This window comes from Campylobacter concisus (genome assembly GCF_002912895.1).
Taxonomy (GTDB): domain Bacteria; phylum Campylobacterota; class Campylobacteria; order Campylobacterales; family Campylobacteraceae; genus Campylobacter_A; species Campylobacter_A concisus_G.
Window position 1 is genome coordinate 1 of record NZ_POZX01000071.1, and the last position, 12952, is coordinate 12952.

Sequence of the window (12952 nt, forward strand, 5' to 3'; positions counted from 1 at the left end):
GTCTAATATATTATAAATTATAAAATAATAGACTGGCTCAATCGATCACTTGTTTAGATTTCAAAGATTGACTAATAGTTTAACAATTGTAAGTTAAAAGAACATTCTGCTCTGCGTTTTGCAAAACAGAAAGTGAAGTATATAGAAGTGATGCTTAAATGCAGATAAAAATCAGGCTAATTTTTTAAAAACCCATAAAGAAATTTTGAAGTCCAACTTTTCCATTAAATATAATATCTTTTTTGCTTGGATCATATTTAAAATCGCTTATTACTTTTTTGTCCTCTTCTTTAAAATATCCAGCAGATATCAAAGTAGGCTCAACAAAAGCTACTTCTGGCACTAGTGTATCAAAAAAATTCGCTAGACTTTCGTCGACGCTTATTTTTCCACTAAGAGATAATTTATCAAAAATTTCTGACTGATTTGTTCCCTTTTTAAAGCCATTTACCGCTGCATCCAAATTTAGCTTTAAAGCCTTATCTCCTTTTTTAAAGCTTAATGTATCTATTTTTATGCTTGGATTCTTTTCTAAGATTTGATCTATTATCTCATCAAAATTTAATCCAGCTAAAACATTATAATTTTCTTCATTATTTAAATTATTAAGCTTGTCTAATACATTATTTAATGCAGGCACATTGATATTTGCGATTTTGCTATCAAAGACAAAATCTGTATATTTTACTTTATCAACTGCTACTATACCTATTTTTATAACATCGTCCAATCTTCCAAGATCATTTGAGATTTCAAATTTTGAATCATACTTAAAGTCATCTATCAAGATATTACTTATATCATTAGATGCGAAAGACACCCTTTTAAATTTAACTTTTGCCAAATAAGGTACAAGCTGACTCTCTAAAATTTTTGAAAACTTAACCGGCTCTTTATAACTTGAGTCAATATAAAATCCTTCGATATTTAGATCAACTTTGTTGTACTCACTAAAATCTTTCAAAGCAATCTTATCTGCTTCAACCTTTAAGCTGTTCATACTATCTTTTGAATCAAGTGTCATACCAATCTTTATATCTTTTGTATTAACGGCAGTTTTTTGCTTATCGTTAAATTCAATATTGCTAAATTTGATATCTACATCTTTATCGCCAGTTAAGCTAACTTTTGTTTTAGTTGTTGCAATGACATTTGATCCCATAAATGTTGCGATAATATTTTTAATCATATCGTTTTGAATAGAAATTTTTGAGTCTATTTCAAAGCCATCTATAAAAGCAAGCACTGTATGAGAAATTTCATTTTCTACTTTAAAAACCAAATCCTCATTTACATTTTTACCAAATATATTTTCCAAAAGATCTTTTGAAACACTAAAATCAAATGATCCTTTTGAACCAAAAAAACCTTTTTTGTAATTGTTATTAGAAATTTTAAAGCCCTTAATATTGTTTAGATCATTCACTATCCTTTGATAGTTTTTCTCCACCTCATTTGAAGCAAAATAAACCGCTCCAATGGCCACCACGATAACCACGATTAAAGCAGATATCACCTTTTTCATGCTTTTCTCCTTTTTGTAATATGTTGTAAAAAAAACCAAATTCCAAGCAACAAACAAACCATAGCAAGAGGCATAATATATCCATGCTCGCCAAGATAGTCGCTTGCACCTACAAAATAATCACCCGCTTTAAAGCTGGCAAATCCGATAATGACCGCCCAAAGCACTGACGAGATCGAATTTATAATGCTAAATTTATAAAATGAATACTTCGTAAGTCCAAGCGCGATAGGAACCAAAGTTTTGACGCCGTAGATAAATTTCTTGATAAATATTATCTTATCGCCGTGTTTCTTGGCCAAAATTCCTGCATAAGCAAGCTTTCTTTTATGATTTTTGATATAAGGCATAAGTGAGTTTTTATTAAATCTTGCGACACAAAAAATTAGCGTGTCGCCGATTGTATTTGCCACAGCAGCGACAATTATACTAAGAGTAATATCCATCTTGCCAGCAAAACTTAAAATTCCAGCGGCGATTAATGCAACCATACCGCCACCAAGGCTATAAAAAAACAATACAATATAGCCGTATGTTGAAACTGAGTTTATGATATCTTGCATTAATCTCCTAAAAGTTTAGATGCAGAGGCTATTAGCTGTTCATAGGCATAGCCACTTTGCTTTAAAATTTCTTCTCTTGCACTGATGACTGCTCCACCAAAACTAGCTCCCGCAAAAAAGCCATCATTTGCGGCATATGCGTAGATATCACTTGAAAATTTAAAATCGCTTACTTTACTGTAATTGCGTCCAATGTCACCAAAAGCTACTGAAAGCTTTGTATCAAGCGTGATCTTGGCATCTTTAATATCGTGGATAATGCTATCTTTAAATATAAAAAGTACAAGTGAACTATCTTCATAACCAAGCTGTATACCGATGCTGCCGCCACTTATGCTAACTGGTAAAATTTCACTTGGCGAGTTAATGTTACCAACAACCATGATGCCATCTCCGCCCATGCCACCAACTACAAAACCGACCTTTTTAACACTTGGAAAGATGATCGTTGCTTTTGACTGCTCGATTAGCTCTTTTATAGGAGCGTTTCTAGCACCTCTCATCGTTGTTATAAACGAGTTTGCCGAGTCCAGCACGAGCTCCTCGCTGGCAAAGCCAATTGAGAAAAATAATAAAATTGAAAAAAGAAATTTCATATATTGCCGTTATTTTGCAAAATCAACAGCACGAGTCTCTCTGATGACGCTTACTTTTATCTCACCAGGATACTGCACCTTGCTCTCGATCTCTTGAGCTATCTCTTTTGCTACAAGCACTGCCTCGTCGTCGTTTATGAGCTTAGCGTTTGCGATGACGCGAATCTCACGGCCAGCATTTATCGCATAAGCTTGTTTGATGCCATCTTTGCTTTTTGCGATGTTTTCGATCTCTTCGACACGCTTTAAGAAGCTCTCAAGCACTTCACGCCTTGCACCTGGACGAGCTGCACTTAGTGCGTCAGCTGCGCAAACAGCCGCACTTTCTATACTTGTTGCTTCTTCGTGGCCGTGGTGAGCGTAGATAGCATTGATGACTACTGGATGCTCTTTGTAGCGCTTACAAATTTCTGCTCCAAGATCAACGTGGCTACCCTCGTATTCATGAGTTAGTGCTTTGCCGATGTCGTGAAGTATGCCAGCTCTTTTTGCAAGCTTCTCATCTCCGCCACACTCGGCTGCAATGATGCCAGCAAGGTGAGCTACTTCAAGGCTATGAGCCAAGGCATTTTGACCATAGCTTGCTCTAAATTTAAGCTTGCCTATTAGTTTTACGATCTCTGGATGAATTTTATTTAGACCAAGATCTATGACGATATTTTCGCCCTCTTCTTGTATACTTTGCTCAAATTCTTCAGTCACTTTTTTGTGAAGGTCTTCTATCCTTGCTGGCTGAATTCTTCCATCTTCTACCAAAAGCTCGATCACTCTTGTTGCGATCGCACGTCTGTAAAGATTGAAGCTGCTTAGTATGATCGCGTGAGGCGTGTCGTCGATGATAATATCAACGCCAAGCACCATTTCAAGGGTCTTGATGTTACGTCCTTCTTTGCCAATGATCCTACCTTTTAGCTCATCATTTTTAATATTTACGACATTTATCAGACGCTCAGCCGCAAATTCTCCAGCAAATCTTGACGTAGCCTGCGCCAATATGTAATTAACCCTCTTTTTAGCCTCTCTTTTTGCTTCTTCTTCGTATTTTCTAACGATATGAGCGATATCCGCACGAGACTTCTCCTCGACCTTTTTAAGCACAACATCTTTTGCTTCTTCTTCGGTTAAGCCAGCAGCGTGCTCAAGTACCCTTATCGCCTCTTCTACCTTGTTTTGATAAGTCGCTTTTAAATTTAAGCCCTCTTCGTAAGTTATCTTTGCGTCTTGCTTATCCTTTTCAAAAAGCTCTTTACTTTCGTTTAAAAGCTCTTGCTCATTTAGCAAATTTTTCTCTTTTTTGGTTAGTTCATCAAATTTACTCGCATACTCTTTTTGAAGCTTTGTTGTTTTGTCATCGTACCTTTTTTTAGCCTCAAATTCAGCCTCTTGTACTGAAATTTTAGAATTTTTAAGCGTTAGCTCAGCTTCATACTCAATAGCTTTTGCCTTTGCTTTTGCTTGTTCTAAGAATATGTTGTAGTTTGCATCATTTATCTTTTTAGCGTATAGATACCCTGCTCCAACGCCCGCCACACCGGCTCCTAAGCCTATTAAAACCTCTATCATTTATTCCTCTTTTTATATAATTTTTGTTTGGGGTTATATAAAAGTCTGCTACCACGTCTTGTGCATTTGAAAGCACATCTTTGGTATAAAAGTCTTTTATCTCAAGAAAAACTATCCGTTTTGGCTTAATGAGCAAAGAGTCAAAAAATCTATCATAAAATCCTTTTCCGTGCCCTATCCTAGCCATAGCTCCATCAACCCCAATCGCTGGAACTACTGCCATATCAAGTCTAACATTATCCATTTTTTTGCCAGATGGCTGTCTGACGTTAAATTTATAAGTTATAAATGGCAGTCGCAATCTTACCATCTTTAAGCTAAGACCTACCATAAAAGGGGCAAAAATTTCACATTTATGTGATAAATTTCGCCTTATTTTAAGCACATCAACTTCGTAGTTAAGTGGCAAATAAAACAGTACTTTCTTAGAATTTGTAAAATTTATCAATTTTAAAAGAGTTTTTGTAGCTTTATAGTGCGAGCATTTGGCCTTAAATTTAGTAAGTTTCATTAAAATTGCTCTTGCATTTTTTCTAAATTCATTTTTTTCTAAATTAACGCTCATTTTATGCTCTTTCTTGTATAATCCTGAAATCTTATTCAAAAGGAAATTTATGACATTAAAACGAGCAATTATAACATCACTTTGCATTTTTGCATTTTTTGGATGCGGCGATGAGAACAAGCAAAAAAAAGAGCAAAATACAAGCGAACAAACGCAAGGCAAAATTTTAGATAAAAATGCTAGCAAAGATGAAAATTTAAGCAAAGACTCACTCACTCCAAAAATGAGTGAAAGTGCCCAAGATAGCGAGATAAAAGAGATAAATCTAAAGCTGCTAAGTGGAGCAACTATGCAGATTACAAAAAGAAGCAATGGCTTTGATGTAAAAGATGGCAAAAAAGCAACTCTTTACGTATTTTTCGCCACTTGGTGCCCACCTTGCAAGGCCGAGATCCCGCACCTAAACAACTTAAGTGAGAAATTTAAAAACGAACTAGATATCGTTGGTGTGCTACTTGAAGACAAAAGTGAAGATGAAGTAAAAGATTTTGCTCAAAAATATAAAATAAAATATGAAGTCGCAGTCGGCGAGGGAAATTTTTTATTTGAAAAAGCGATGGGTGGCATAAAAGGCTTGCCTGCGTCAGCACTTTTTAAAGCAAATGGCGACTACGTTCAAGGCTACATCGGTCTTGTGCCTGAAGAGATGCTTGAAAATGACATAAATAGGGCAACAAAATAATGCTTGATTTTCTAAAAAAAGGCTTTGAAAAGACCTTTGGAGCGATAAGCTCAGCGAAGAAGTCAAAGAATATAGACAAAGAGAGCTTAGAAGAAATTTTACTTGAAGCTGACATAGCTTACGAGATCGTGGAAGAAATTTTATACTACTTGCCGCCACAAGATGAAGTAAGTAGAGCCAATCTAAGGCGCGTTATGAGTAGCTATTTCATCTACGAAAATGAGCGTATGATCGAGCCTGATAAGCCATTTGTCGATCTTATCCTCGGCGTAAATGGTGCTGGTAAGACGACAACGATCGCAAAGCTTGCAAATTTATATAAAAATAACGGCAAAAGCGTTATTTTGGGCGCTTGTGATACATTTAGAGCTGGGGCTATCGAGCAGCTGCGCCAGTGGTCAATCAGACTAAATGTGCCAATAGTCGCCACACAGCAAGGGCATGATCCTTCGGCTGTTGCTTACGATACGATTAGCTCAGCCCTTGCAAAAGGTATCGACCGAGTCATCCTTGACACAGCCGGCAGACTTCAAAACCAGACAAATTTGGCAAATGAGCTAGAAAAGATCGTTCGTATTAGCAAAAAAGCTTACGAAAAAGCACCTCACCGCAAAATTTTGATTCTTGATGGAACGCAAGGTAACGCCGGAGTTGCGCAAGCGAAAGCGTTTAACGATATCATTTCGCTTGATGGTGTCATCATCACAAAGCTTGACGGCACTGCAAAGGGCGGAGCGCTATTTGGCGTGGCAAGGGAGCTTGAGCTACCTATATTTTATATTGGCGTTGGCGAGAGCATGGATGATATCATCAAATTTAACCCAGACGAGTTTTTAGACGAGCTGATGGACGCTATTTTTGAGTAGAGTAAAATTCCTTAGTAAAATTTGCTTTTTTGCTGCTCTTTTGTCGATTGATTTTCTTGCATTTACTCCAAAAAGTCCCACGATCATCGAAAACTCATGGGACAAAGCAAACTATTTTTTATCTTTTTGCGTCTTATACATCCTGCTCTATCTTGGCTATAAGTTTAAAATTTTTAAAAATTTAGCCCTACTTTTAGCCTTCGGCGTGCAAATAGAGCTCGTTCAAGCATTTTTACCAAACAGGAGCTTTAGCTTGCTTGACATTGTGGCTGACATGATCGGAGCGGCCTTTGGAGTGATAGTAGTTGAAATTTTAAAAAGGATATATTATGGCAAAAGCAAAGCCAGTTTTTGAGTGTCAAGCTTGCGGTAATCAACAGGCAAAGTGGCTGGGCAAATGCCCACAATGTGGGGCTTGGGATAGCTTTGTCGAGCTTAGCCAGCAAGAGATAAAAATAAGTAAAGAGATAGCAAAAAGTAGTGGCACACCTAGCAAAGCCATAAGTATAGACGAAGTTGAAATTCAAAATTTCACGAGATTTAGCACCAAAGATAGTGAGCTAGACCTTGTCCTTGGTGGTGGCGTGGTTGAGGGCTCGCTTGTTTTAATAGGCGGCAGCCCAGGCATCGGCAAATCAACCCTGCTTCTAAAAATCGGCTCAAATTTAGCAAAAGACGGCAAAAAAACGCTCTATGTAAGCGGCGAAGAGAGCCAAAGCCAGATAAAAATGAGAGCTGACAGGCTAAATGCGGTGGATAAAAATTTATACCTACTAACTGAAATTTGCCTAGAAGATATCATGCTAGAAGTGCAAAAGAGCGACTACAAGGTGCTTGTAATTGACTCCATACAAACGCTTTATAGCCAAAATATAACCTCCGCTCCAGGCTCGATCACGCAGGTTCGTGAGATCACATTTGAGCTGATGAGGCTTGCAAAGAGTCAAAATATCTGCGTTTTCATCATCGGGCACATAACCAAAGAGGGCTCGATCGCAGGTCCTAGAGTGCTTGAACACATGGTCGATGTGGTGCTTTATTTCGAGGGCGACGCGAGCAGAGAGCTGAGAATTTTGCGTGGGTTTAAAAACCGCTTTGGCTCGACGAGCGAAGTTGGCATATTTGAGATGAGCCAGCAAGGGCTCGTGAGTGCAAATGAGGTATCGAGTAAATTTTTCACACGTGGCGGAGCGATGAGTGGTAGCGCGATCACCATCATAATGGAGGGCTCAAGGGCGCTTAGCATCGAAATTCAAGCACTTGTTTGCGAAAGTGCCTATCCAAAACGAAGCTCGACTGGCTTTGAGAAAAACCGCCTAGATATGCTGCTAGCCCTACTTGAGCGAAAGCTTGAAATTCCACTTGGGCACTACGACGTCTTTATAAATGTTTCAGGTGGCGTTAAGATAAGCGAGACCGCTGCCGATCTAGCCGTCATCGCAGCGATAATCAGCAGCTTCAAAAACCGCCCTATCAGCAAGGACAGCGTCTTCATAGGCGAGCTAAGCCTAAACGGCGAGATAAGAGAAATTTTCAACCTCGATCAGCGTCTAAAAGAGGCAAAAACGCAGAAATTTAAAAATGCGATCATCCCAAACAAACCGCTTGAGACGCAAGGTCTAAAGTGCTTTTACGCCAAAGATATCACGCAAGTGCTTGAGTGGATGTAAATTTATCTTGCCAGCGATTTAACATCAATACTTTGCTGGCTAAGCCATGTTTTTTGAAATTTATCTTTTACATAAGTCTGAGAGCATCTATGCTTTTTCTTTGAAATTTAAATTATAAAAATTCCATTCTTTGCTTATAAAATACCTATGCCTTCTTATCCACTTTAAGCTTTGCCACTTTTTCTAAAATCTCAAACATACTCTTGCCACTATCAAATTCACTCTTTATAAATTTATAAAGCTCTTTTAATCTCTCATCAGCTTCAAACTTATAGGTGTGAGATTTTTTTGTAACTTGTATAGGTGTAAATTTCTTCTCTTTAGCGTTGTCTTCTTTTTCAAGATTATCTATATTCTGAATACCTTTTTCGTTTAGCTCTTTTAATATATTGACAGCATTTTTAGCATCTTCGCCAGATAAAGTTATATTAAACCGCTCTTTTAGTGCATATTTAGCCCACTCCTCTTTAAACTCATCAACACTCATATCGCTATCAAGCAGATCAATAGTCCTTGAGTTTTGCATAAATAGCAAATCGCTATCGCCACGATATTCATTTAAAAATTCATTTACAGTGTATGGGGTATCTCTTAAAATTTTTGGCTTATCATTGTATAGTTTTGCTTGCTGACCTTGTATATACTCTACAAACAAACCCTTGCTTTCATTTATGAAATTTTTAAGATCTGATAGCTGCTCGCTTGTAAAGTTAGGATCATAACCTCTAAGCTTTCCTATGATAGTGACTTTTGCTTCATCGCCCTTTGTAAAGCCAGATAGTGGATATATATGTCTATCATAAGACGCAGCTTGGGCTTTTCTATCAAGCCTTGCATATTTAGGAAAGCTCATACCATATCCCATATCGTTACTAAGTATCTCGTTTATATCATTAAATTTAAAACCCATCTCTCTTGCTATGTTCTCTCTTGAGAGATAGTTAGGAGTTGAAAAATTATTAGAAATTTGCATTTTACTATCCTTAGTCTCTTTAGCTCCATTCAATCTTAATTAAAGATATCGTCTTTTCTTTAAAAAATTTTATAAAAATACGTTTTTTAAATTTATCAGAAGTAGTTAAAAGATATTAAAAAGCTTTGTAAAAATGCATAAATTTTAGACAATCATCACTGCAGCTACGGCAAATCCGCCGTCGTGAGTTATGCTAAGGCTTGCTTCTTTGATATTAAAATTTGTATAAATTCTTGGGCTAAATTTTATCTTTGGTGCATTTTTTGCGTCTTTGCTAAGCTCAATGTCCAAAAAGCCACACTCTTTGCTGATACCCACACCAAGAGCTTTACTAGCTGCTTCTTTGGCCGCCCAAAATCCAGCCAAAGTTGCATCGTTTTTTGCTAGCGTGATCTCGTCATCACTAAGAAATTTTTTTAAAAAAAGCTCGCCATAACGAGCTTTAAGTCTAGAAATTCTATCTATTTTAATGATATCAATGCCTATCATTGCACCACAAAATCAGTAAAAAATATGTTTTTGATGTAGCCATCATTTAGCACTTCGTTTAACTTACCCACGATCTCATCTTTTAGCCTATCTTTGCCCTTTGCAGTGCTTACTTCTTCGTAGGTTTTTGATGAAAGTGTTCTTATAATAATATCTCTTAAAAGTGCCTTTTTCTTATCAAGCTCAGGAGTTAGCAACTCATCGCTTTGCTCCATATCGATCTTAGTTTTAAGAAATCTTGAGCCATTTTCGCTAAGCAAATTTACAATAAACTGATCAAGCGGATATATCGGTCCCATATTTGAATATTCGTTGCTACCATGCTTTGCTTTATTTTGAGCTGGCATGGACTGAGTTTGAGTCTGAGCTGGTGTTTGCGCCATATTTGCCTCTTTTGGCTCGTCAGAACTAAGCATCAAAAACGCGACTAGCCCTCCAATAACTAGCAGCAAAACAAATATCGCAATGATAATTATCATTAATGCACCATTGCCACCTTTTTTTGCCTTTTTCTCTTCAACTTCTTCAGCCATCTTTCCTCCTTTAAGTTTTGGCTATAATTATACAAAAAATTCGCAAAAATGAGAAAAAATGATACATAAGACAAATGCTGCCAGAGCTTTAGATAAGCTAAAAATTAATTATAAAATTTTAGAGTATGAGGTCGATTTAAACGATCTTTCAGCCCTCCACGTAGCAGCTAGCACTAAGCAAAATATAAAGCAAATTTACAAAACTATCGTTTGTGAGTGTGAGCCTAAAAATTTCGTTGTTGCTTGCTTGCAGGGTGATTTGGAGCTTGATCTAAAAGCACTTGCTCACGCGTGTGGCGCCAAACGCTGCGAACTTATAAATTTAAAAGACTTAGAAAAGATCACTGGCTACATCAGGGGCGGCTGCTCACCGCTTGCTATGAAAAAACACTTTGCAACATTTATCGATGAACGTGCAAAAGAGCAAGAATACGTGTTAGTAAGCGCTGGAGTAAGAGGCAAGCAGATAAAGATAGCTCCAAATGATCTTTTAAAGGCTTGCGAAGCAAATTACGCTGATGTCGCTAGGCTAGCTCTTTAAAAACTCTATAAATTTAAACTTCTCGCCTAGAAACTCGGGCGAGAGTAGAAATTTCGCCTGTTTAGCTGCATTTTCATAGGCTTGCTTGCTACCTTTTTCAAGCACTAAAGATAAAATTTCATCCACACCAAGATCGCAAACTAAAGCTTCGTTTTGTTTTTTAAAATTAAGCATCTCAAAGCCAGCCTCGCAAAAAGCCTCTTTTACTTGTTTAAAACAAAGGCTATAAGTTAGATCCGATCTTTTAAAATATGGCTCAAGGTCTGAAATTTCAAACAAAGAAAAAACTTGATGATCTTTAAAAATCCTTAGGCTAAACTCATTTTTTGGCTCAAATTCGCCGTAGTCAAAGCTTAAAAATCTCACCTTTTTTGCCGCATTTGCAAGTTGAGTTGCAAATTTAGCGTAGCTAGTTGATATCTCACCCTTTTTTATGCCAAATTTCTTTGCAAGAGCTAGTAAATTTTGATCAGCCTTTTGCCAGTGAAATTTTAGATCATCATCCACAAAAAGCATATTTTGCCCATCTATAACCTCGCAATTAAATGCGTCAAGTAGCTCATTTGAGATGACAAAAATTTCATCAAACAAGTACTTGTCTAAATTTTTATAATGTCTTATTTTGACATCATTGCCAAAGCGCTTTGTAAAAGTTTCAAGCTGCTTTTTCCTTAAATTTTCGTGAGGCTCAATGATAATAAACTCTAAATTTTTTAAGATCTCTGGCTCAAGCGTAAAAATTCCTTGCGCAAAATCAGCAAGCATTTCACCTGAGTTTGCGCCGATCTCCACGACTTTGCAAGAGCTAGAAATTTCGCCATTTTTAAGCAGTTTTAAAAAATAGTTTGCAAGGCAGGTACCAAAAAGATAGCCAACGCTTACATTTGTGTAAAAATCACCATTTTTGCCGATATCTACGCCAAATTTATAGTAGTTTTCATTGACCCAGATATCAAAAAACTCGCTAAATTTCATAGATCAGGTAGCTTCCAGCCTCTATAAAATGCAAACATCCTAACCGTAATGCCAGCAGCAAGCAAGAGTATAGTAAAAAATATATTGGTTAGGCCTAGATGATATAGCACAAAGTAAGCAAGCCCCACGCCAAGGCTTATCGTGCCGTAAAGTCCAGTGCGTAAAAACCATGGAATTTCATTTAGCAAAATATCTCTTAAGATACCGCCACCAACGCCGTTAAAAAAGGCGATCATCATGACGCCAAAGATATTGTAGTTGTACTCAATAGCAACCATCGCACCAACAATAGAAAAGCAGATAACATCGATCGCATCGGCGAAGATGAATACAAATTTTCGCTCCAAACCTTCTCTTTTTATGTGTAAATTTGCCACTCTTGAAACAATCAACATAAAAATAACAACGCTTACTGGCATATAGTGTGTAAATGAATAAACCGCCCTACCAACGAGCATATCACGCATGATACCGCCACCAAGTGCGGTCAAAAATGCAGACAAAAAGACTCCAAGCCAGTCACACTCCTTTTTTACTGCAAATAAAAACCCGCTAAGTGCAGCTGATGCGATACCGACGTATTCGACAAAAAGTATTAAACTCATATTTTTTCCTTAAAAGGTCGCATTTTATAACGAACTCTCATAAAAAATCATTAATAATATTTTTACCATTAGTTTATTTTAGGCTATAATAACGAAAAATTTAAGGAAGGAATTTTAATGAAAAAACTATTAATCATATTTCTTGCTGGTTTATTTTTCACGCCAAACTTAAACGCTGATGTGATCCAAAATCAAAAGCTAAAAAATGCAATAAATATTTTAAACGCTTTTGGTACAAGAAATTTAAAGCCAAACACCAAATTTGAAGGCATAAAAGCGATCGCCATAATCCCTGATGTGACAAAAGCAGGCGCTATCGTTACTGGCTCAACAGGTAAAGGCGTATTTATCGCTAAAAACGATGATGGTGAATGGTCAAGCCCATTTTTTGTAAATTACACATCTGGCAGCATAGGCTTGCAGCTTGGTTACAGCTCAGCTGACATGATCATCTTATTTAAAAATTCAGAAGCTTATGCAAATTTATTTAATGCAAAAGATACGATCAGTCTAAAAGCAGAAGCAACTGGTGGCGTTGGTAACGAAGTAGCGATCACAAGTGATTTGCCTGAAATTTCAGCATTTGCTGAGGAGCGTGGCAAGACAAGTGGTGCTTTTGTAGGAGTTAGCTTAGATGTGGCAAGACTAAAAATAAATAGACAAGACACAAATGATTACTATGAGCGAATGTATGATTTTGAAAATATCTACAATAATAGCCCAAAAGCTAGTAAATACACACTAAAATTTAAAGAAATAATCTCAAAATACTTCTTATAGCTCAAATTTCTTGGCTCATTAAGTGG

The 12952-nt window shown here is 36.9% G+C and carries 16 protein-coding genes; 6 read left to right on the forward strand and 10 right to left on the reverse strand.

Going from position 1 to position 12952, the window contains the following annotated elements:
* Positions 1 to 184: 184 nt before the first annotated feature.
* Genes CYP51_RS08900 through CYP51_RS08920 form a run of 5 tightly spaced genes read right to left on the reverse strand, consistent with a single transcriptional unit; the run spans position 185 to position 4812 of the window.
* A complete protein-coding gene (locus tag CYP51_RS08900) occupies positions 185 to 1525 on the reverse strand; it encodes a DUF945 family protein (RefSeq protein ID WP_103625156.1) in 1341 nt (446 codons plus the stop codon).
* Complete coding sequence (locus CYP51_RS08905) at positions 1522 to 2088, reverse strand: DedA family protein (protein WP_103625157.1); 567 nt, start codon at positions 2086 to 2088, stop codon at positions 1522 to 1524. Before CYP51_RS08905 ends, CYP51_RS08900 begins: the two co-directional genes overlap by 4 nt.
* Positions 2088 to 2684, reverse strand: coding sequence for a lipid-binding SYLF domain-containing protein (locus CYP51_RS08910; protein WP_103559257.1), 597 nt, complete (start codon positions 2682 to 2684; stop codon positions 2088 to 2090). The genes CYP51_RS08905 and CYP51_RS08910 overlap by 1 nt, the downstream gene beginning before the upstream one ends.
* 9 nt (positions 2685 to 2693) lie before the next feature.
* Complete coding sequence (gene rny / locus CYP51_RS08915) at positions 2694 to 4247, reverse strand: ribonuclease Y (RefSeq protein WP_103625158.1); 1554 nt, start codon at positions 4245 to 4247, stop codon at positions 2694 to 2696.
* The gene (locus CYP51_RS08920) at positions 4180 to 4812 is read right to left on the reverse strand and encodes a 5-formyltetrahydrofolate cyclo-ligase (RefSeq protein WP_103625159.1); all 633 of its coding nucleotides are present in this window, start codon (positions 4810 to 4812) and stop codon (positions 4180 to 4182) included. The genes rny and CYP51_RS08920 overlap by 68 nt, the downstream gene beginning before the upstream one ends.
* Positions 4813 to 4861: 49 nt before the next feature.
* Between CYP51_RS08920 and CYP51_RS08925 the strand changes: the two genes are divergently transcribed.
* From CYP51_RS08925 to radA, 4 genes are read left to right on the forward strand one after another with little or no spacing between them, the layout of a single operon-like run.
* A complete protein-coding gene (locus CYP51_RS08925; RefSeq protein WP_103625160.1) occupies positions 4862 to 5494 on the forward strand; it encodes a TlpA family protein disulfide reductase in 633 nt (210 codons plus the stop codon).
* Positions 5494 to 6360: a signal recognition particle-docking protein FtsY gene (gene ftsY, locus CYP51_RS08930; protein WP_103625161.1), complete on the forward strand. Its 867-nt coding sequence runs from the start codon at positions 5494 to 5496 to the stop codon at positions 6358 to 6360. Before CYP51_RS08925 ends, ftsY begins: the two co-directional genes overlap by 1 nt.
* Positions 6353 to 6715 carry a VanZ family protein gene (locus tag CYP51_RS08935; RefSeq protein ID WP_103625162.1) on the forward strand — a complete coding sequence of 121 codons (363 nt, stop codon included), beginning with the start codon at positions 6353 to 6355 and terminating at the stop codon, positions 6713 to 6715. Before ftsY ends, CYP51_RS08935 begins: the two co-directional genes overlap by 8 nt.
* Complete coding sequence (gene radA, locus CYP51_RS08940; RefSeq protein WP_103625163.1) at positions 6690 to 8030, forward strand: DNA repair protein RadA; 1341 nt, start codon at positions 6690 to 6692, stop codon at positions 8028 to 8030. The genes CYP51_RS08935 and radA overlap by 26 nt, the downstream gene beginning before the upstream one ends.
* A gap of 145 nt (positions 8031 to 8175) precedes the next feature.
* On the opposite strand, the gene CYP51_RS10140 is transcribed toward radA, so the two are convergent.
* From CYP51_RS10140 to fliL, 3 genes are all read right to left on the reverse strand, one after another.
* Positions 8176 to 9003: a polyribonucleotide nucleotidyltransferase gene (locus CYP51_RS10140; RefSeq protein WP_103625164.1), complete on the reverse strand. Its 828-nt coding sequence runs from the start codon at positions 9001 to 9003 to the stop codon at positions 8176 to 8178.
* A 144-nt stretch (positions 9004 to 9147) separates the two neighbouring features.
* Entirely contained in the window at positions 9148 to 9492 is a 345-nt protein-coding gene (acpS, locus tag CYP51_RS08950) for a holo-ACP synthase (protein ID WP_103576349.1), read from the reverse strand.
* Positions 9489 to 10025 carry a flagellar basal body-associated protein FliL gene (gene fliL / locus CYP51_RS08955; protein ID WP_103625165.1) on the reverse strand — a complete coding sequence of 179 codons (537 nt, stop codon included), beginning with the start codon at positions 10023 to 10025 and terminating at the stop codon, positions 9489 to 9491. The genes acpS and fliL overlap by 4 nt, the downstream gene beginning before the upstream one ends.
* Positions 10026 to 10083: 58 nt before the next feature.
* Here fliL and ybaK point away from each other — a divergent pair, with 58 nt between their 5' ends.
* Entirely contained in the window at positions 10084 to 10566 is a 483-nt protein-coding gene (gene ybaK / locus CYP51_RS08960) for a Cys-tRNA(Pro) deacylase (protein ID WP_103625166.1), read from the forward strand.
* On the opposite strand, the gene CYP51_RS08965 is transcribed toward ybaK, so the two are convergent.
* On the reverse strand, positions 10555 to 11541 hold the full coding sequence (locus CYP51_RS08965; RefSeq protein WP_103625167.1) for an SAM-dependent methyltransferase: 987 nt from the start codon (positions 11539 to 11541) through the stop codon (positions 10555 to 10557). The genes ybaK and CYP51_RS08965 overlap by 12 nt on opposite strands.
* Positions 11538 to 12146 carry a trimeric intracellular cation channel family protein gene (locus CYP51_RS08970; RefSeq protein WP_103625168.1) on the reverse strand — a complete coding sequence of 203 codons (609 nt, stop codon included), beginning with the start codon at positions 12144 to 12146 and terminating at the stop codon, positions 11538 to 11540. The genes CYP51_RS08965 and CYP51_RS08970 overlap by 4 nt, the downstream gene beginning before the upstream one ends.
* A 117-nt stretch (positions 12147 to 12263) precedes the next feature.
* Between CYP51_RS08970 and CYP51_RS08975 the strand changes: the two genes are divergently transcribed.
* Positions 12264 to 12926, forward strand: coding sequence for a lipid-binding SYLF domain-containing protein (locus CYP51_RS08975; RefSeq protein ID WP_103625169.1), 663 nt, complete (start codon positions 12264 to 12266; stop codon positions 12924 to 12926).
* Positions 12927 to 12952 lie beyond the last annotated feature (26 nt).